Genomic DNA, 17,633 nt, shown 5'->3' on the forward strand with positions numbered 1-17,633 from the left:
CTTTGCTTTACTTCTTCGCGTAGCTCACGCCCATGCCGGCACGGACGTCGCTTTGAATACCATAGGGCGGGATCGGATAACGCAGGCCGTTCTTCGCCAGCGCCTTCATGCCCACAACCGCCTTGGCGAGATGTTCCGGCTTCAGGGCCATCAGCATCTCCTCGTCCGGCACGCCGCCATAGCGCCGTTCGGCGTAGCATGGCAAGGACAGGCTGGGCTCACCGCTCTTGAGCGCCCTGCCCCAGGAATCGGCGCAAGCGGTCTCGCCGACCACGCCCCATTCGAACTTCTTGTAGCCGGTGTATTGCAGCCCGTTGATCAGGATGATCATCTGCCCCGGCGTGGCATAGACGAGACAAATGTCCGGCGGATCGAGCCGGCCGCTCGCCAGCGGACTGACCGCGAGCGCCTGATATTGCCCGAACGGAACCACGTCCAGCGCCTCCTGGCGCTTGCGTGCGTCCTCCGCCGTGCCGTGCCAGACCCCGACATAGTTTTTGCCGGCGAGCCATTTCTCGTCCTGCGGTGCAAGGCCGATCACCGCGCGGCATTGCGCGCCGACGAGATCATCGGCCGTGATGCCCACGGTCCAGCCCAGACGCGCGGCCATGCTGACGATCTGGTCGGTGGTGTGGACCGCGTTCGGCCGCCGGACTTTCGGGATTGCCTCCATGTCCGCGGTCCGCGCGAACAGCTTCATGCCGATCACCGTGGTCTTCAGTCGCAACAGGCTGTTGAGATCGGCGACGAGGCCGGCAAGATCGATGCTGTCTGCACTCTGCTGTTGCATGGCGTCCTCCCGGCCGGCAGTGGCGCGCCGGCTGTTATTGCTTCTTGAACGGTTCTAGTCCTTCGCCGGTCCCGGGAGCAACTCGCCAGTCCGGCCCATCAGGCGGTAGGCGATGAGCCCGATCCATTCGCGCACGGCGACCTCGGTTCGGCCGAGCCCGTCCGTGCCGACATTGGTGAAAGAGAAGAGATCGTCACGCCCGCCCATTCGCCAGTCAACCGGATAGGCTTCGACGTCAAATCCCGCCTTGCGAAAGATCCCCATCGAACGCGGCATGTGAAAGGCCGACGTGACCAGGAGCCAGCGTTCGCCCGGTTTGGGCGCCACCAATTGTTTGGTGAAGATGGCATTCTCGTAGGTGTTGCGGGAGTCCCGCTCGAGGATCAGGCGCTGCTTCGCGATGCCCAGATTCTCCAGGATGGGCGCGGAGTAGTCGGCCTCCCGGGAGTCCGTCGAAACCAGGTTCGCGGTGCCCCCGGTGAAGACAATGCGCGTGTTCGGATAGCGGCGCGCGAGCTCGGCCGGCGCAAACAGGCGATCGGCCGCGTGCGCGACGACCGGCGTGCGGTGCGCCGCCGACAGATCGGTGTCGATCGAGCCGCCGAGCACGATGATGCCATCGGGCGCACCGCGCGACGGATCCCACGGCGGAAAACGCGACTCCAGCGGATAGAGCAAGAGGTTGCCGAGCGGCGAAAACGCGGCGAGCGCCAGCAGGATCAGCGTGGCCGCGGCGAGCTTGCGGCCGAAGGCGGCAAAGCGCGTCGCCATCAGGACGACCGAGACGATTCCGAGCTCGATCATCAAGTTGATCGGCAGCACCGCTGCGCCGAGGGTCTTGGACAGGACAAAAAGCAGGGGAGCCTCGCTGGAATGATCGTGCCTGTTGCGCGCGGGCTTGACCCGCCCGTCGATCTTCAGAAAGCTTCTTGGAAGAGGATCGATTGCCTGGTCAAGCCCGGGCCTGTGAAACGGACGGACGCCACATGACCCATCACCACCTGCATTCCAGCCCCGAGACCTGCCATTGGGGGTTCTTCGAGGCTGCGCTCAAGCCCGTCCTCACCATCGCGAGCGGTGACGAGGTCACGGTCGACACCATCAGTGGCGGTCCGGACATGCTGCCCGACCGCAGCAAATTTCACATTCCGCCCGAGATGCACGAGGTTCATGCCCAGAACGAGCGCATGCTGCCCGGCCACATCCTCACCGGCCCGATCGCGCTCGAGGGCGCCGAGCCCGGCGACGTGCTCGCGGTCGAGATCCTCGACGTCCAGCTCCGGCAGGATTGGGGCTGGAACATGATCAAGCCGCTGTCCGGCACCCTGCCCGACGATTTCCACGAGACGCGCATTCTGAACATCCCGCTCGACCGTTCCCGGATGGTCGCCCGCATGCCGTGGGGGCTGGACCTGCCGCTCAAGCCGTTCTTCGGCGTGATGGGCGTTTCGCCGCCGCCGGCCTGGGGCCGCATCTCCTCGCTCGTTCCTCGCGCCATGGGCGGCAATCTCGACAACAAGGAGCTTGGCGCCGGGGCGACGCTGTATCTGCCGGTGTTCGTCCCGGGCGCGCTGTTCTCCTGCGGTGACGGCCATGGCGTGCAGGGCGACGGCGAGGTTTGCGTCACCGCGATCGAGACCGCGCTTCAGGGCCGCTTTCGCCTGACGCTGCGCAAGGACCTCAGGCTCGATTATCCCCGTGGCGAGACGGCGACGCATTACATGACCATGGCGATGGACCCCGATCTGGACCAGTGCGTGGTGCGGGCGCTGCGCGACATGATCGTGCTGCTCGGCGAGAGGCGCAATTTGTCGCGCGAGGACGCCTATACGCTGTGCAGCCTGGCGGCCGATCTGCGGGTGACCCAGACCGTCAACGGCTCCAAGGGCATCCATTGCATGATCGAAAAGACGATCGTGCACGGCTGAGCCGACCGGCCCACTCCTGACCGGTCGAAGCCACGCCGCCGCCGGCCTGCCGCGCGGCGTGCCTTGTCATGCCTAAATTTCCCTCGCGATTCCAACGGGCTGACCAGGCGCCGCAGCCTGCATTTGACTTCTGCCTCCAAACCTAAATAGAGTCTTAATCGTAACTTTTATGTACCCGAGTAAGAGGCTAGCGTTCGGCCATGGCCACCGAAAAAGCCGAGACTGACCGCATTCCCGTAACCTTGGCGCTCTCGACCATCACCTATCTGGAGAAGCTGGTGAGACAGGGCACCCACGGCACCAGCGTTCCCGGCGTCGCACGTACCTTGATCGAGGAAGGCATCCGTCTCGCCATCAAGGACGGGCTTTTGTCGATTCGCGACAATGGCAGGACGTGAGCGCGCGCCGAACGTGAGGCGGACGGATCTCGAGAGGCGGATGGCCGACATCTGCAACCTGGGACCGTTACACATGCCTGTTCTCTCACCCACCTGGACCGACGAACGCATCGAACTTCTGAGGCAGCATTTCGAGGCCGGGCTCTCCTGCCGCGAGATCGCCGCCGACATTGGCGTCAGCCGCAACGCCGTGATCGGCAAGCTGTCTCGCCTCAATCTCACGCGCGGCCGAACCATCGACGATCGCAAGGTTCACGACAGGGGCCTGGCGCCGGCGCGCGCGCCGCGGACCGTGCCGCGGCTGCAATATGAGATGCTCGCCACGATCTACGGCGAGACCGGTGCGCCGATGGTCACCGGTCCGATCGACGACGCCAATCGCTGCTCGCTACTCGAGCTTGCCGAGAACCGCTGCCGCTGGCCGATCTCGACGCCTGGCGCGGACGATTTCTGCTTCTGCGGCAACTCCGCACCCGACGGCCAGTCCTATTGCGCCGGCCACAGCCGCCTCGCCTACCGGCCGAATTCCCGCGCGCGCGTCATGCGCGGCTAGAGCCAAGTCCTGGAGGCGAGTCCTGGAGCCATGCCCAAAACGAAAAACCTCCGGCAGGGCATTGCCGGAGGTTTCTGGAGGTTTAGCATCAAGTCAGAGCCGCAACTTTCGTCATCGGCTGGAAGTAATATAGCTTAGTAGCTCAGGTAAGTAAATAAATTTGGGCCCATCGATTCGCATGGCACGTCTTCGCCGCCCGCACGCGCCGGATTTTCCGAAGGCCCGCTCGCAAAGAAGCCCACCTCATAAAAAAGCCCCGGCGGTGTCCCGCCGGGGCTGCGTCCTATCCGAAGGTCTTGAGCTTACCAGTTGCGCTGGGCGCGAACCAACAGGCTGTAGGTGTCCTGGTCCTTCAGCTCATAGGTCGCCGCGGGCTTGGCAACGCTGGTGAGCGCCGGCGTGGTGATCACGCCCGAGTACTTCTGGTCAAGATGGCTGTAGGTGAAGTCAGCCGAGAAGGTCAGGTTCTTGATCGGGGTCCAGCGGGTGATGACACCGATCTGGCCGATGTTGAAGTCCGGGTTGCAGGCGCCGGTCAGGGTCGCGAACGCGGCGCTGCCGCAGATCATGCCCTTGGCGGTGCCGCTGTAGTTGACGGCAGCCCACGCACCATAAAGCGCCGAATTCCAGTACGGGCTCCAGTTGTGAGTGTAGGCCCCACGGAAGCCGTAGGTCTTGGTCAGCTCGAGGCCGCTGCCGGGTGCGAACACCGCGTCAGACACGCCGGCGAAGCCGATGCTCTGATACGCGCCGCCCGAACCGCCGAACATCGAGTAGCTGGTCGCTGCCAGCTCCTGGAAGTTGTAGCGGCTCGCGCCGTCGGTGTAGACGCCCGAGATGTTGATCACGTCGCCTGCACCGGTCGGGATGTTCTTGATCGACAGCGCCAGCTGGACGGCCCAGCCCCACTTGTCTTCAGGATGACCGGTAACTTCGCTCGCGCCGTAATAGCCGACGTGGTTGTCGTGCGCAGCGACCGAGGCCTGGAACAGGCCCCAGGCCTGGTCGACGCGGAGCGTGCCGACGAGATCGGGGGAGCGGGTGCCGCCGAGATCGTTGGAGCCGTAGGCACCGCCGAGGACGCCGGCGGTGGACATGCCGGCCGTATTCCAGAGCGCGGTCTGGAACACCTGCGTCTGGTCCTGGGCCGAGACGATCGCCGTCACGCCCTGGCCGAGATCGGCGGTGTAGGTGAACTGGGCAACACCGTTGGTGGTGCCGCTGCCGCCGACGAGCTGGTCGAAGTTGTTGCCGGGATAGTTGATCCAGGGCGCGTCGAACTGCGACACGGCCTTACCCATGGTGAAGCCGGCGAACTGGATGAAGGCGTAGTAGACGCCGAGCGCGCCGCCCGAGATCGTGCCGTCGGTGCCGTTGACGGCGCCGCCGCTGGAGCCGATCAGGCTCGTGCCTGCGGCGTTGAGGCCGAGCGTACCGCTGTACTGGGTCGCACCCGTTCCCGAACCGGCGCCGACATAGTTGCCGGTCGTCCAGGTGAAGACCGCATCGAAATAGGTGCGGACCACGCCGTACTCGGTTGCGGTGCGGGTGTCGATGTTGAGATCTTCACGAGCGCGCATCGAGTAATAGTTGGTCAGGCGGTTGTTGGCCGCGAAGACGTTGTTGTACTGGGCGCTGTAATTGCCGCCGGCATTGAGCGCCACTTCGGCACGCAGATAGCCGCCCAGCTTGATGCAGGTGTCGCTGCCCGGGATGTAATAGAAACCCGCGCCGTAGAGCGAGCAGACCTTCACATACTCGACCGCCTTGGCCTTGACCGGAAGATCAGCTGCCTGAGCTCCACCGACGGCGATCAGACCCGCCGCAGTGCCGAGCAAAAGGCTCTTCACCACTTTCATATTAAAACCTCCAAGTTGCTCATTTTACGAAGACCGGACCGTGAGGCCCCCCAAGATCCCCGTCTTTGAAATCCGCTCGGCCGCTTTGCGCTTCGAACACACCCTCTTTCGACGCGAGGGACGTGAGCAAACCACCTGCAACGGGACGATCGAGTACCCCCACCGCCACGAAGCAATATGCCTGCGCCTTTCGGTAATCAAAATACCTTATTTAGTCAGCTTTGTTGGTTTTGCTAAACCTGTGCCCCGTTCGCAACACCATTGCGAACCGATTCCGTGAGCTGATCATCTTTGTAGTTTTACTGACAAAATTACCCTGCTCTGCACTTGCGTCAGAGCAGGCTTGCGTGGACTATGGCTTGCACGACACCGGCCGCATACAAATCAGATCACGGGAGTGACGCTGTGTCAGCGACGAGGAAAGAAGGGGCGCGCCTCCGCACCATCGGCAATCTGGATATCATCAGGCGCTTCACCTGGGAGATATCGTCGATCAACATGTATCTGGAGGAGCTGCGTCAGTTCTGGGCGAGAACGCTCGGCATCAGCGGCCCGCAATGGCTGATCCTGATGGCGATCTCCGACCTCGACAAGGACGACGGCATTCCGGTCAACGTCGTCTCGAAACTGCTCCACGTCGATCCGTCGTTCGTCACCACCCAGTCCAAGCTGCTCGAGAAGAAGGGCCTGTTGCGCCGCCGCCCCTCGCCGACCGACGCAAGGGTGGTCCGACTATCACTGACCGAGAAGACGCAAAAGCACCTGGCGAGCCTCAACGAGCAGTACAAGACGATCAAGGAATTCGTCTTCCAGGAGTTCGACGAGAAAGAGCTGACGGAATTCACCACCAAGCTCGCGATGTTGAAGACCCGTCTCGAAAAGGCCTGCGTCCGCCTGACCCTCGACTTCTGAGGCGACGTTCTCAGATGCGCCGCGCGGCGCCGAGCCGCGATTCCAGCCAATCGAAGATGTATTCATTGGCAAGGCTCGGATTGTCCGCATGGGCCTGCGCCGCGCCGGTTTCGGCCGCGGTGAACACCTTCAACATGACATCCGAACTGCCGAGCCGGGAGGTCTGGACGATCTGACGCGCCCGATCGGCCTTGAGCCAGCCGTCCTCGCCGAGCGTGATCAGCACCGGACAGTCGGCGCTGGAGGCCATCAGCGGAGCGTGCGGCACCGGGACGATGCTGACGTCGCTCATCGCGAATCGGCTGGCAAAGAAGGCCCGCTCGTGCAGGTCCCACAGGCCGCCATCGCAGACGGCGGCGGCAAGCCGCGGCTCCTGCAGCACCGCGCGCGCCACGAAGGAAGAGCCCCAGCCATCGGCGACGATCGCGACGCGCTCGAAGTCGACCTCGCTGCACGTCTCCAGATAGTCCATGACGCACGGAATCGCACTCTCGAGATCCCGGCGCCGCAACAGCGCGTCGAGATAATCGTCGCGCTGGTCGCCGAACAGGTCCAGCGCCAGCAGCGAAAAGCCGCGCTCGCGGGCGTGCGGCGCGAGCTTGAACAGAAACTCTTCCTTGCGATGGCCGGGCTCGCCGATGCAGATCACGGTCGGGGCTCGCACGCGTTCCAACGGCGCGTGCGCGGGCAGGAAATAGCCCTGCAACGAATGTCCGTCGAGCCAGGGTATCGTCACGACTTCCCCGGCAGGGTCGCGCGCGGCGAGGAAGCGGCGGGCGCAATCCTGCATCGCGAGGACCGCGACCCAGCGGCGCTCGTCCGCCTGATCGAGCGGCATTGCGGCCGCGCTGTAGTAATTCATGGCGCGGAGCCAATTGCGCTGCGCGGTCGCCCTGTGACCTTCCGCGAACGCGGCCTCGGCACGATGGCGATTGGTCTGCGCCAGCTTCTTCCACTCGCGATGCCAGGACTGGTCGTCGCCCCGCTTCAGCTGCCGCGCGATCATCAGGCATTCGGCGATCGTGGCGCCGCCGTCCTGGGCCGCGGTGAGGAGCCGCGTGAACTCAGCGGAGATGTCCTCTCGCTCCGGGCAAAGGATCCAGTCGTCGGAGAGGCATGCGGGTATCATCGGGAGCTACGCTCTGGTCATCGCCTTACACGTGACTGAATAAACTATTTTGGTTCCCTGACCAAGCTGCGGCGCGCCCAATGAGAGCCGTTCGAGATCACCATCGCTTGAACGCAGGGATGTGTCGCATGCGTGACATTCCACAATGCGTCAGGAGTGGCCGACACGGCCAAGAAACGCCGGCAGCGAACTGGCAAGAGGTGGCACGTGAAATTGCCTGCGCGCCTCTTGCCATGATGCGCATCATACCTATATCGGCGCGCGCTCGTCGCCTGCGTCAGCCGAGCCGCCAGCCGACCTCCTGCGTGAAACTTTCGTAGAAGGCGCGGTCGTAGGCCTGCTCCGGCGTAGCACGAACGCGCTCGTCAAGGCGCTTTGCATCCTCACCCACGAGAATGCGCCATTGCTCCGCCTTGACCCCGCCGAGGATGATCCTGGCGGCCTGAGCCGCCGTCGTCGGCGCATCCTCGAGGAAGCTGCGGGCGCGCTCGGCGAACGCCGCCTGGATGTCCTCGTCCGACATCTTGTCGGCATCCGGCACGCCGGCCGCGACCATGCGCTTGCGGGTCAGCGCGACCTCGTCGCCGTTGAGCCGCTCCGAGCCGTCGGCGCTCTGCACCTTGCGCGAATTGGAGACGATCGAGGTGCCGATATGGCCGGGCATCACCACCGAGCATTTGACATGCGGCGCGTGCAGGCGGAGGTCGTTGATGAGCGCTTCGGTAAATCCCTTCACGGCGAACTTCGCCGCGCTGTAGGCGGTGTGCGACTGGTTCATGCCGATGGAGGCCCAGAAGCCGTTGACGCTCGCGGTGTTGACGATGTGGGCCTCGTCGGCCGCGACCAGCATCGGCAGGAAGGTGCGGACGCCGAGATAGACGCCGCCCCAGCAGATGTTGAAGGTGCGCTCCCACTGCTCGCGCGTGTTGGTGAACAGGCTGCCGCCGCCGCCGATGCCGGCGTTGTTGAACAGGAGGTGGATCCGGTCGGTCTTCTGCTGCTCGGCGAGCTCGTCGCGGAATCGCTTGAGATGATCCTCGATCGAGACGTCGGCGACATGGGTGGTGACGCGCAGGCCCTGCGGCAGCTTCTCGAGCTCGCACAGCCGCTTGGTCTCGGCCATCGCGGCTTCCGAGACGTCGCACATCGCGACATTGCAGCCCTCGGCGACGAGCTGCCGCGCGAGCTCGCGTCCCATTCCCGTGCCGCCGCCGGTGATGACGGCGATCTTTCCTGCAAAATCCTTCATGGGACTTTCGGCCCCTCCCCTGTCGGTATGTTTCTTCATGGCTACGCCGCGTGCATCGAAGCGCGCACAAAATGTAGCAGCGCCGCATCCGCAGGTAAAAGCGGATCGGCGCTGCCATGTTCATCAGGGATTTCGGGGCGCGGACTATTCGGCCGCCTCGACGCGCCGCCCGTTCAACGCGCCGAGGCCGTCCAGCGCCTTGCGGATCGCCGCCTGCTGCGCGCTTGAGGGCTCCGGCATCGGCGCGCGCGGGTAAGTCCTGGGCAGGCCCTGCAGCCTCTGCGCATAGCGCGTGCAGGCCGGGAGATTGTCGGCGATGACAGCGTTCCACAGCGTCAACAGCTTCTTGTGCAGATCGAGCGCGCGCGGATGGTCACCCGCCTTCACCGCATCCCACAGCGCGACGGAGGCATGCGGCGCGGCGGTCAGGATCGCGGCGATCGAGCCATGGGCCCCCAATGTGTAGGACGGATACATCAGGGCATCGACCGCGCTGTAGATCAGCTTCTCCGGCGCCATCATCATGAGGTCCGCGAACAGTTTCAGATCGCCCGCACTCTGCTTGACGCCGACCACCAGCGGCACCTCGGTCATGATCCGCGTCAGCAGCGCCGGGGAAAGATAGGACCACGGCACCACGTTGTAGATGATGATGGGCATGCCGGTCTCGTCCGCCATGGCGCGGAAATGCGCCACCATCGCCTCGTCGTCTGGCTTGAACAGATAATGCACCGGCGTGACCTGGAGCGCTGCGACATTCATGTCGCGCACCAGCTTGCCGCGGCGGATCGCATCGCGGGTGGAGTCGACGATGATGCCGGCGATGACGGGAATGCGCCCCTTCACCGCGGCTACCGTCGCCTCCATCAGGTCGCGATATTCCTCGTGATCGAGCGTATGCCCCTCGCCGGTCGAGCCGCCGGCCGCGACGCCGTGTGCGCCGGCGCCGATCATCCAGTCGACCTGGGCTGCTACGAGGGTGTAGTCGATTTCGCCATCCTTCCGGAACGGCGTCGTCATCGGCGGGATTACGCCGGTCGGTCGTGTCTTCATGGTCTGCCCTCGCGTTTCCATATCTGGCGGTCCCGATCTTTTGGCGGGTGGCCGCGGTCTGAAAGCCTAGCGGCTACAAGCGGCCTGTGAAGCGCCACCGGCGCGGCGCTGCTCCCAGCATTCGACATCCCTGCGGTTATTATTGACCCGGTTCCCCGTATTTGCCCGGCTTCGGTTTAGGGGCAATTTTTTTACAATCCGAATCGTTAAATGGAGTCCGGACGCTGGGTCGAGTCGGCCAGGTCAGCGTGTTGTTTGCGTCACAGGCTCTGGCACTCCGCTTGCATCCTCTTCGTGGTCAGAAACTACCGATGAGGTGACTGGAATGTTCGTGACCGTCGTTGCCGTGCTCTGCCGGCTGAGTGCAGCCAGCTCAGGCAGTTGCATCGAGGAAATCGTGACCGACAGCAACATGACGCCCGAGATGTCGATGATGCAGTGTGCGATCGGCGCACAGGCTCCATTGGCGAAATGGATGGGCGAGCATCCGATCTACCACGCCAACTGGCGGCTCGATCGCTACAAATGCGTTCCGGGTCGCTACGAGGTCAAGGGCCACGCCTAAGGGCCCGCAAAACTACTGATACCAAGACGACGGACCAAGACTAAAAACGAGGAAACGCCCCGGAGGCCGACTGGTCTTTCCGTGCGGGCATCAACAGCGCCAGCCCCCATTGCGGCGGCGCGCTTTGTGACAACGATCACACCTTCCCCTTAAGCCACCGCCCGCAGAATGATCGCACGCGCGCCTCGCCCCTCCGGCGTCGGCATCAGCGCGTAATTGTGCGGCTGGTCACGGAGCAGATGCAGCTCGACCGGCACGCCCGCCGCCCGCGCCCCGGCATCAAACTACAGAGTGGCTGATCCAGGTTTGAGTCGAGGGAGCCCATCAATTACTCGAGCGACGACGCTCAGCATGCTAGTCGCAAAGATTCGAGCCTCGACCAGTCTTTCGTCTTGTTCAAGGTCCAGCTGTAAGACTGACGCTAACCATTCGGCCTTGTTTCTGCGGGAAAAGCTCCTGCAAAAGCCTTCTAGCTCTCCCTCCCTTAAGATCAGAAGACCTATGGCCTGCGACGCAACACATATCTTCTCGAAGGCATTGATCAAATCTGAATCGGCAAATCCTCGATACCCGTCTTCTTTGATCCTTTGCCAAGGTGAAGCGCTCTTTCCCATCTCAGCTATTTGCTTCCGAGATTGGTCCGCAATGGCTTGGCTATTCCGCAACACAGCAGCGATCCGTTCAAGCTCCAGCGCGACTTCTATGGTTGAAGGCTCCAATCGTTTTGATTTCACTTTGGTTATCCCTATAGGTGAACCAGTGAACCAACGACATGAGTCAACTTGGAAGTGAATTGAAATGGACAGGACACTAATGTGTAGACAGGAAAAAGAGAGAGAAAATAGAGCACAAGAGAGACCGCGCCCAACTGCCCGGGGTACCACGACGGTGGTAAATGGTAAGGGCGGGGCTACAACGCAACAAATAGAAAGAAATCGCTGCGCCGCCCGACGTAGGCTTCACAATCGTTATCGCCTGGGCCAGCCTATCAAGAAGCCAGTGGCCTTGTTCCTGAAGGTAGAAAGGGTAGGAGCAGCTGCCGTCCGGCGCCTGACCCAGACGCAGTGGCCTTTTGAAACTTAGGACAGGAACATTCCTGCATTTGCCAAGCTTTCCCGATGCCCTTCCCTAAGGGCGCCCCCCAAATGGCCCCAGCTCGATGCCCCCAACATAACCGCGAGCTGGGGCCTTATTTCTTTACGAGGCTATGGCCCAAGAAAAAGCCCCAGCCCCAGGCCGCCGCTTGCCACAGCGCGCGGATCGGCGCCCCGAGAATCTTCACAGCCGTACCGCAGCCGCAGAACGCGACGGCCGGACAGCCGGCGGGATGCTCGACAGTCTCAGCGCGACCGACGGAAGGCGCGAAGCGTTCCGGATTGCGTCCTCAATCTCCTGGTCGGTTGCGAGCGGATCGACAGCGTTTCGGTACCCGCCACATCGGACAGGCGCACTTTCAGATCAGCGATTGACATGCACGCCCCCGGGAATTGTTCGACGTCTCTCCGCCGTGTCACGCCTCTTTTGACCCTCGCCTTTGTCGATTGATGGCGCCGAGGTGCCCGCTGGACGTCGCGGATTCTGGAAATGGAAAACCCGCCCGCGTGGGAGACAACACGCGGGCGGGTTGGAGGGAGCGGCAACGTTCGAGGCCGCCGCTCACCGGGTACTTTCGACACAAGCCCCCGGCGGGTGAAAGCTCTCCGGCCAGTGACGGCATTAAAAACCGATTTGCGTAATTACTTTCAATCGCTTGAGCAAAAAACTGAAGGCGTCGGGGGATAACCGGAGGATAACTTCCAAAGCTGCCCGAGCGCCCGGGCTGCGCCCGGCCAGTTTTTCCAGCCGAAAAGCAGCGCGTTTTTGCTGGTTGACCGACGACGAAGCCGATAGGTACAAAGATACATTCTATGCGGTTGGCCGGGCTAGAGCGGACCAATGGGCAATTGTCGCGTTCTGATTGTGGAAGATGAATACTTCATCGGAGAGGAGTTGGCCGAGGCACTCCGAGCGTTGCATATCCATACCCTCGGTCCGATTGACGACATTGAGGAAGCTGTTTCTATTTCACTCGCGAGCTTCGATGCCGCCGTGCTCGACATAAACCTCCATGGATCAGTGGCCTATTCCTTCGCCGACACGCTGACCGATGCCGGCAAGCCTTTCGTCTTTACAACAGGCTATAGTCGCGAGTTCATTCCTGACCGCTTCCACGATGTGACCAGGTAGCAGAAATCTTTCGACCCGAGCGAAGTGGCGGCGGCGGTTGTCGCTCTTCTGCGTAGAACTGGAATGCTTTCGTGATGCGGCTATGAAGCTTCTCACCGAATACCTTGAGCGGGCAATCCAGTTGGAAAAAATGGCGGCTGAGGAGTCGGATTCAGAGTTCAAGAGGGACCTGCTAAAGCAAGCGGGCGCCTATCGCAACTTGCAGCGAAACGGGCCGCGCTATACGGCCTCCCGCCTCCAAGCCCGCCAAAGCCGACGGATCTGGATAAATAGCGGATTAAACGGCTGAACGTTGCCTCGTCGAAACAGGCCCGGGAGGAACACAAAGCTACGCCGCGCATTCCCGATAGATGCCAAGATATTTCTTTCACGTCCACGACACGCCAAGCAAGGCGAAGAGTTGCCGGACGACGAAGCGGCATGGCGGGAGGCCACGACCCTCGCAGGCGCTCTGTTCAAGGAACATCGATGGCAAGTTTCGCCCCGGCGAAGAATGGAGTCTGGAAGTGACAGACGCAGCGACCAGCCTGTTTTTCGAATTTGCATAAGCAGCTGGCGAGCCCGCTAGGTTGGCTTGCCGGATTCCTTCAACAGCTTGCCAAGGGAGGCTGGCGACCGGAGATTCGGCGCGCTCAGCCAATCGCTTATCTGCGCCGCCTGTTCGGCTTGCCGAACTCTCTTCATCAGAAGCTCACGCTCGGTGCCAGGTGGCAGTTGCTGGGCGGCCTCGCGAAGCTTGGTCGCTTGATCCATAAGCCGCTCCCTAAAGGACCTTTCGTGCTTGATATGACGACGCCGCTCGCCCATCGGATCCTCGCTTCACTGCAATACTCTGCCGCAATTGACACTTTAAAGCCGAGCTTCAATATAGGTTCCAATTGTCGAACGGGGTCTGTTCTTTGGAATCGTGACTCTGTTAGGAACGGCTCAAACTGCGCAGGATTAGCGATGTGCTCGCACGAGAAGCAGTTATGGCTGATGAAGAAGACCGGGAAGCAAAACGCATCCGAAGGCTTGTCCTCGAAGTCGGGCAATCCGCGCAGCAAATCTCGGAAACGGTGAAGCAGACCCGGCAGATCATAGAGCAGAGCGAACGGATTCTAAAGCAATCTGACGCTGCCGCGAGAGTTCTCAAGAGCCGTCGGATTTCAAACTAAGGGGCGACACGGCATCAGTACTCCTTGTGGAAGACGAATCCTTCATCCGAATGATGGTCGCAGACATGTTGGCCGAGTTGGGCCACACGGTCAGGGGAGAGGCGAGCGATCTGGCAAGCGGTCTCAAGCTCGCAGTTGCACCCGGTCTCGATGCCGCCATTCTGGACGTAAAGCTCGGCAGCGACAGTTCAGAAGCGATTGCTGAAACTCTGCATAAGCGCGGTATTCCATTCGCCTTCGCGAGCGGATACGGCGTGGAAGGCGTGCCCGAACCCTTTAAGGATCACCCCGTCCTGCGGAAGCCCTTTCCAGTGGAAGAGCTTGAACGCTGCTTGGCGCGCTTGCTGGGCTAACAAATGCCCATGGTTTCCTGCATCACGCAAGATCATCTTCGGAGAATGGCTTGCGCAGCATAGGGAAGCCGAACAAGGACTCGTGGAAGAATGATGAGCACTATCTGAAGCGCCCCCGGGCAGCATGGGGACGGTTGCCGGCAGCCACGGTGACCGATGACATGGCAGCCGAGCTGCTGGATGAGATCGCAGAGACCGCACCTGTGAGTGCGAACCGAACGCAATCAGTACTGCACAAGATGTTTAGTTGGGCGAAGCAGCCGGGCCGAAAGCTTGTGCAGACCAACCCCCTCGCTGATCTCGAACGCCGGGGCGGTAAGGAAAAGTCGCGTGACCGCGTCTTGACCGATGATGAAGTCAGAACGTTGTGGTGGGGCCTCGATCACCCCGGCCTGCCGGCAGACCGTGAGGTGGCGTTGGCGCTGAAGGCAATCTTGACGACCATGGTCCGCCCGTACCAGGCGGCGCTGATGGAGCGAGCTGAGCTGATCGGAATCGATATGATGACGCCCAATACAGCATGCCACGTCACCGGGTGAAGAAACGCCGGGAGGTAATCGTTCCGCTGTCCGACTTGGCTGTTGAGGTGATCAAGGAAGCCATCAGCGGCGACGACCAGACCGTGGTTTTCCCGTCGAAGTTCAGCGATGGTGAGAGTCGCGGCCTTGCGCTTCAGCTCGCCGAGTTCAACGAGGTCGGCAGTGTTGGCTGCCAGTTCAGCCAAGATCTTGTCGCAGAACCTCGCTTGCGAGTTTCGCACGCCAGTAAAGGCCTCCTTGAAGTGGGCATCGTGCTTGCCCTTGATCTTCCAGCAATCTGCCTCGAACTGCGTGCGCAGCGCCCGGAGCTCTCCCCGCTTACCAGACGAAGCGTCCGCTGCACCCAGCGTGTCCGCCAACTGCGCAATGCCATCGTCAAGATCTTTGACTTTGCCTTGGCCTTGTCGATCTTGTCGAGCGTCTCCGCCGCAGCGGCACCGAGGGTGAAAATCCCGGGAAGTTGCGTCGCGAAGTTGCGCTCCACAAAGTCGCGATTGTAGACGCGACAGGCGAGCGCCACACCCTTCTGCCACGTCAACGTGCAGGAGGCGTGGGAGGCGGGATCATTGATAATGCGAGAGATCGTGGTCTTGCCGGCCCCGTTTGTGCCGAAGACGAAATTGATCTGCTTAAGTGGAGCGAGCTTCTCGCCTCCAACCGAATAGGTTGCGCAACCCGCAATCTTGATTTCTTGAAGCACCGAATCCCCCAGAGCTGCCCGGAGGATACCTCCTTTTGCAAAGGGTGACGAGGAAGATCTACCTGCGCGTGTAGCTCAGTACCGCCCCAAACGGATGATAGAAGGGATCAATTCTGGCGCCTTCGTCAAGCGTCGCTCGCGAATCCGGCAAATACCCAGCCGAGCCATCAGAATTGTTGACGGTCGTCGGCATTGGCTCACCGCCCCTGGAAGACTGCTGGTCGCCGCTCGATGAAGGACTGAATGCCCTCTCGCGCGTCGGCGCTGTTGAGCACACGATCACGAATCGCGGGTATGCAGCCGATCGCGGCCGCCTCGCCCTGCTCGGCATATTTCGCGGCCGCCTCTTTGGTCACCTGGATCCCGAGCGGCGCGTTACGCGCAATGATCGCCGCAAGCTCCATGGCACGAGCGATCTGCTGGCCAGCCGGTACGACCTCCTGAACGAGGCCGATCTCGCGAGCCCGCTGCGCGTTGAATTCGTCGCAGAGGAAAAGATGATACATGGCGTTACCCCAGCCCGCACGGGATAGGTACCGGAAGTGCGCGCCGCCTAGCGGGGCGATGCCACGCTTCGCTTCCATCTGGCAGAACCGGCTGTCGTCGGCGGCGACCACGATATCGCCCGCCAGCATCAGTTCGATGCCCACCGTATAAACAATCCCTTGAGTTGCTGTTACTATCGGCTTCCTGCAGCGCTTGCTGAGGCCGAAAACGTCGACATTGTCTTCCTTGATGTTCCTTTTTTCCGCGTTTGGTCCAAAGAACTTCGGCATGTCGAGCCCGGCGGTGAAGTCCCTGCCCTCTGCGCAAATGACACCAACCCAGTAGCTGTCGTTGTTGTGCAATTCGGTCAGGGCGTCCGAGAGCAAATCCATCATCAAGGGCGAGAAGGAATTCTTCTTCGCGGGATTGTCGATGATGATCTTCAGGATGTGATCATGCGTCTCGGTGCGGATTGTGCCCTCGGTGGTCATTTCGGTTCCTCCTGTTATCTGTCGTTCTTGATGGCAAGCGCGGTACGGATCGCGGCGGCCCGCTCCGACGGGAATGCGGCCGCGCCCTCATCGAGAATATCGAGGAACGACAGGACCCCGCCCCGTGAACCCCAACATCCCTCCTCGATAATGCGAAAGTTGACCCACCAGCTTGGTGCGGGCTCATTCATGTCGCAGGCATCTGCTAGAGCCCTAAGTACATTGCGAATGACTGTGGCGCGATCATCCCGCGTCCAGCAGCAGTCCATAACCACGACATCCACCACCATGACGTCGCTTGGCTGGTCGGACAGCAATTCTCCGCCGTGGGCAATCATGTCGAGCGACCGCTCGAGGAAATGGACCTGATAGCCACGCCGCGCCTGAGGAACGAGCCGTCCAACCTCCGGTACCAGCACAGCATCAGTCAGCGTCTTCGCCAGTACGCGCCGCTGCTCGCCGGTCAGTCGCCCTTGCGGAGTCATCACATGGATAAACGTCATCTGCATCTCCTGACCGTCGCCAATTATGTCAGATGACATAACTGCACAATGCTCTGGCTATGTCAATCGTCATATTCTATGTTCGATGGCACGAGGTGCCTTATGACGTCTGATACGAAAGCGAAAATGGTGGCCGGAGCCGCCGATCTGATGAGCCGCCGCGGCGTGAATGCAACCAGCATGCGCGAAGTCGTGCGTCACACGGGCACGCCGCGCGGATCGATCAGCCATCATTTTCCAGGCGGCAAACAACAACTTATCGAAGACGCCATTGCCTTCGCAGGAGCCCAGGTCAGCGGTCCGCTGCAGCATCTGACCAACGCACGCGGGGCTATCGCCGGCTTGCGCGCCTTCATCGCACTCTGGAGGAAAACTCTGGAGCAGACGAACTACCGGGCCGGCTGTCCGATCCTCGCGGTCGCTGTCGAGCAATATGTCAGCGAGACGACGGAGAGAGAGAGCGTCGGCGAACAGGAAGTGCAGCGTCATCTGCTGGATCTCGCTCAGCGCGTATTTGCAGACTGGCAGCAGATCCTGTCCGCTGCGCTGAAGCGGGAAGGCCTCGCCGCGCCGCGCGCGCGGCGCCTCGCAACACTCGTAGTCGCATCGGTCGAAGGCACGGTCGCGATGTGCAGGGCCGCACGGAGTGCGCAGCCTCTGGAGGAGGTCAGCCAGGAGCTCGAGCTCCTGCTGAAGGGTGCGATCGAAAAGCAATAGCCAGCTGCACCTCGTCCAAAAATAT

The 17,633-nt window shown here is 61.7% G+C and carries 22 protein-coding genes; 12 read left to right on the forward strand and 10 right to left on the reverse strand.

The features are described from left to right. Nucleotides 1-7: 7 nt before the first annotated feature. Together IVB13_RS03005 and IVB13_RS03010 are read right to left on the reverse strand one after the other, a co-directional pair. On the reverse strand, nt 8-790 hold the full coding sequence (locus tag IVB13_RS03005; RefSeq protein WP_247487614.1) for a DUF169 domain-containing protein: 783 nt from the start codon (nt 788-790) through the stop codon (nt 8-10). A 54-nt stretch (nt 791-844) separates the two neighbouring features. Then, nucleotides 845-1,594, reverse strand: coding sequence for a YdcF family protein (locus IVB13_RS03010; protein WP_247410286.1), 750 nt, complete (start codon nt 1,592-1,594; stop codon nt 845-847). 182 nt (nt 1,595-1,776) lie between these two features. Between IVB13_RS03010 and IVB13_RS03015 the strand changes: the two genes are divergently transcribed. The 3 genes from IVB13_RS03015 to IVB13_RS03025 all read left to right on the forward strand — a co-directional run bounded on the left by IVB13_RS03015 (nt 1,777) and on the right by IVB13_RS03025 (nt 3,669). Further along, nucleotides 1,777-2,718, forward strand: a complete 942-nt coding sequence (locus IVB13_RS03015) for an acetamidase/formamidase family protein (protein WP_018455138.1) — start codon at nt 1,777-1,779, stop codon at nt 2,716-2,718. A gap of 200 nt (nt 2,719-2,918) precedes the next feature. After that, a complete protein-coding gene (locus tag IVB13_RS03020; protein ID WP_007603456.1) occupies nt 2,919-3,116 on the forward strand; it encodes a hypothetical protein in 198 nt (65 codons plus the stop codon). Between the two features lie 73 nt (nt 3,117-3,189). Next, nucleotides 3,190-3,669 carry a GcrA family cell cycle regulator gene (locus IVB13_RS03025; protein ID WP_018455139.1) on the forward strand — a complete coding sequence of 160 codons (480 nt, stop codon included), beginning with the start codon at nt 3,190-3,192 and terminating at the stop codon, nt 3,667-3,669. Nucleotides 3,670-3,971: 302 nt separating this feature from the next. Here IVB13_RS03025 and IVB13_RS03030 read toward each other — a convergent pair whose 3' ends face one another. Further along, the gene (locus tag IVB13_RS03030) at nt 3,972-5,528 is read right to left on the reverse strand and encodes a porin (RefSeq protein ID WP_247369835.1); all 1,557 of its coding nucleotides are present in this window, start codon (nt 5,526-5,528) and stop codon (nt 3,972-3,974) included. A 405-nt stretch (nt 5,529-5,933) separates the two neighbouring features. On the opposite strand from IVB13_RS03030, the gene IVB13_RS03035 reads away from it, so the two are divergent. Beyond that, the gene (locus IVB13_RS03035) at nt 5,934-6,440 is read left to right on the forward strand and encodes a MarR family transcriptional regulator (protein ID WP_007611061.1); all 507 of its coding nucleotides are present in this window, start codon (nt 5,934-5,936) and stop codon (nt 6,438-6,440) included. A 10-nt stretch (nt 6,441-6,450) separates the two neighbouring features. Here the strand turns inward: IVB13_RS03035 and IVB13_RS03040 are convergent, their stop codons facing one another. The 3 genes from IVB13_RS03040 to IVB13_RS03050 all read right to left on the reverse strand — a co-directional run bounded on the left by IVB13_RS03040 (nt 6,451) and on the right by IVB13_RS03050 (nt 9,871). Continuing rightward, nucleotides 6,451-7,569 carry an alpha/beta hydrolase gene (locus IVB13_RS03040; RefSeq protein WP_247487616.1) on the reverse strand — a complete coding sequence of 373 codons (1,119 nt, stop codon included), beginning with the start codon at nt 7,567-7,569 and terminating at the stop codon, nt 6,451-6,453. A gap of 277 nt (nt 7,570-7,846) precedes the next feature. Then, nucleotides 7,847-8,818, reverse strand: a complete 972-nt coding sequence (locus tag IVB13_RS03045; RefSeq protein ID WP_247487618.1) for an SDR family NAD(P)-dependent oxidoreductase — start codon at nt 8,816-8,818, stop codon at nt 7,847-7,849. A 144-nt stretch (nt 8,819-8,962) separates the two neighbouring features. Further along, entirely contained in the window at nt 8,963-9,871 is a 909-nt protein-coding gene (locus tag IVB13_RS03050) for a dihydrodipicolinate synthase family protein (protein ID WP_247487620.1), read from the reverse strand. A gap of 325 nt (nt 9,872-10,196) precedes the next feature. Here IVB13_RS03050 and IVB13_RS03055 point away from each other — a divergent pair, with 325 nt between their 5' ends. Further along, a complete protein-coding gene (locus tag IVB13_RS03055; protein ID WP_162496319.1) occupies nt 10,197-10,436 on the forward strand; it encodes a hypothetical protein in 240 nt (79 codons plus the stop codon). Nucleotides 10,437-10,720: 284 nt separating this feature from the next. Here IVB13_RS03055 and IVB13_RS03060 read toward each other — a convergent pair whose 3' ends face one another. Then, on the reverse strand, nt 10,721-11,170 hold the full coding sequence (locus IVB13_RS03060; RefSeq protein ID WP_204511372.1) for a hypothetical protein: 450 nt from the start codon (nt 11,168-11,170) through the stop codon (nt 10,721-10,723). Between the two features lie 1,201 nt (nt 11,171-12,371). Here IVB13_RS03060 and IVB13_RS03065 point away from each other — a divergent pair. Continuing rightward, complete coding sequence (locus IVB13_RS03065) at nt 12,372-12,662, forward strand: response regulator (protein ID WP_247487622.1); 291 nt, start codon at nt 12,372-12,374, stop codon at nt 12,660-12,662. Between the two features lie 82 nt (nt 12,663-12,744). After that, complete coding sequence (locus IVB13_RS03070; RefSeq protein WP_247487624.1) at nt 12,745-12,951, forward strand: hypothetical protein; 207 nt, start codon at nt 12,745-12,747, stop codon at nt 12,949-12,951. Nucleotides 12,952-13,226: 275 nt separating this feature from the next. On the opposite strand, the gene IVB13_RS03075 is transcribed toward IVB13_RS03070, so the two are convergent. Next, entirely contained in the window at nt 13,227-13,415 is a 189-nt protein-coding gene (locus IVB13_RS03075; protein ID WP_247487627.1) for a hypothetical protein, read from the reverse strand. Between the two features lie 218 nt (nt 13,416-13,633). Between IVB13_RS03075 and IVB13_RS03080 the strand changes: the two genes are divergently transcribed. From IVB13_RS03080 to IVB13_RS03095, 4 genes are read left to right on the forward strand one after another with little or no spacing between them, the layout of a single operon-like run. Continuing rightward, nucleotides 13,634-13,819 (forward strand): hypothetical protein, encoded by a 186-nt coding sequence (locus IVB13_RS03080; RefSeq protein WP_247487629.1) that lies wholly within the window; start codon nt 13,634-13,636, stop codon nt 13,817-13,819. Between the two features lie 26 nt (nt 13,820-13,845). Continuing rightward, nucleotides 13,846-14,172, forward strand: a complete 327-nt coding sequence (locus IVB13_RS03085) for a response regulator (RefSeq protein WP_247487631.1) — start codon at nt 13,846-13,848, stop codon at nt 14,170-14,172. A 50-nt stretch (nt 14,173-14,222) separates the two neighbouring features. Continuing rightward, on the forward strand, nt 14,223-14,711 hold the full coding sequence (locus IVB13_RS03090) for a hypothetical protein (protein ID WP_247487633.1): 489 nt from the start codon (nt 14,223-14,225) through the stop codon (nt 14,709-14,711). After that, the gene (locus IVB13_RS03095) at nt 14,708-15,211 is read left to right on the forward strand and encodes a hypothetical protein (RefSeq protein ID WP_247487635.1); all 504 of its coding nucleotides are present in this window, start codon (nt 14,708-14,710) and stop codon (nt 15,209-15,211) included. The genes IVB13_RS03090 and IVB13_RS03095 overlap by 4 nt, the downstream gene beginning before the upstream one ends. Before the next feature lie 397 nt (nt 15,212-15,608). Here IVB13_RS03095 and IVB13_RS03100 read toward each other — a convergent pair whose 3' ends face one another. Beyond that, nucleotides 15,609-16,388, reverse strand: a complete 780-nt coding sequence (locus tag IVB13_RS03100) for a crotonase/enoyl-CoA hydratase family protein (RefSeq protein ID WP_247487637.1) — start codon at nt 16,386-16,388, stop codon at nt 15,609-15,611. Nucleotides 16,389-16,402: 14 nt separating this feature from the next. After that, nucleotides 16,403-16,891, reverse strand: a complete 489-nt coding sequence (locus IVB13_RS03105) for a tautomerase enzyme (protein WP_247487639.1) — start codon at nt 16,889-16,891, stop codon at nt 16,403-16,405. 102 nt (nt 16,892-16,993) lie between these two features. Here IVB13_RS03105 and IVB13_RS03110 point away from each other — a divergent pair, with 102 nt between their 5' ends. Next, nucleotides 16,994-17,608, forward strand: a complete 615-nt coding sequence (locus IVB13_RS03110; RefSeq protein WP_247487641.1) for a TetR/AcrR family transcriptional regulator — start codon at nt 16,994-16,996, stop codon at nt 17,606-17,608. Nucleotides 17,609-17,633: the final 25 nt, after the last annotated feature.

Source organism: Bradyrhizobium sp. 17, from assembly GCF_023073515.1.
Classification (GTDB): Bacteria; Pseudomonadota; Alphaproteobacteria; order Rhizobiales; family Xanthobacteraceae; genus Bradyrhizobium; species Bradyrhizobium canariense_D.

Coding starts and splice junctions, on each gene's coding strand:
- IVB13_RS03005 (WP_247487614.1), bottom strand. CDS start 790: ATGCAACAGCAGAGTGCAGACAGCATCGATCTTGCCGGCCTCGTCGCC.
- IVB13_RS03010 (WP_247410286.1), bottom strand. CDS start 1,594: ATGATCGAGCTCGGAATCGTCTCGGTCGTCCTGATGGCGACGCGCTTT.
- IVB13_RS03015 (WP_018455138.1), top strand. CDS start 1,777: ATGACCCATCACCACCTGCATTCCAGCCCCGAGACCTGCCATTGGGGG.
- IVB13_RS03020 (WP_007603456.1), top strand. CDS start 2,919: ATGGCCACCGAAAAAGCCGAGACTGACCGCATTCCCGTAACCTTGGCG.
- IVB13_RS03025 (WP_018455139.1), top strand. CDS start 3,190: ATGCCTGTTCTCTCACCCACCTGGACCGACGAACGCATCGAACTTCTG.
- IVB13_RS03030 (WP_247369835.1), bottom strand. CDS start 5,528: ATGAAAGTGGTGAAGAGCCTTTTGCTCGGCACTGCGGCGGGTCTGATC.
- IVB13_RS03040 (WP_247487616.1), bottom strand. CDS start 7,569: ATGATACCCGCATGCCTCTCCGACGACTGGATCCTTTGCCCGGAGCGA.
- IVB13_RS03045 (WP_247487618.1), bottom strand. CDS start 8,818: ATGAAGGATTTTGCAGGAAAGATCGCCGTCATCACCGGCGGCGGCACG.
- IVB13_RS03050 (WP_247487620.1), bottom strand. CDS start 9,871: ATGAAGACACGACCGACCGGCGTAATCCCGCCGATGACGACGCCGTTC.
- IVB13_RS03055 (WP_162496319.1), top strand. CDS start 10,197: ATGTTCGTGACCGTCGTTGCCGTGCTCTGCCGGCTGAGTGCAGCCAGC.
- IVB13_RS03065 (WP_247487622.1), top strand. CDS start 12,372: ATGGGCAATTGTCGCGTTCTGATTGTGGAAGATGAATACTTCATCGGA.
- IVB13_RS03070 (WP_247487624.1), top strand. CDS start 12,745: ATGAAGCTTCTCACCGAATACCTTGAGCGGGCAATCCAGTTGGAAAAA.
- IVB13_RS03075 (WP_247487627.1), bottom strand. CDS start 13,415: ATGGATCAAGCGACCAAGCTTCGCGAGGCCGCCCAGCAACTGCCACCT.
- IVB13_RS03080 (WP_247487629.1), top strand. CDS start 13,634: ATGGCTGATGAAGAAGACCGGGAAGCAAAACGCATCCGAAGGCTTGTC.
- IVB13_RS03100 (WP_247487637.1), bottom strand. CDS start 16,388: ATGACCACCGAGGGCACAATCCGCACCGAGACGCATGATCACATCCTG.
- IVB13_RS03105 (WP_247487639.1), bottom strand. CDS start 16,891: ATGACGTTTATCCATGTGATGACTCCGCAAGGGCGACTGACCGGCGAG.
- IVB13_RS03110 (WP_247487641.1), top strand. CDS start 16,994: ATGACGTCTGATACGAAAGCGAAAATGGTGGCCGGAGCCGCCGATCTG.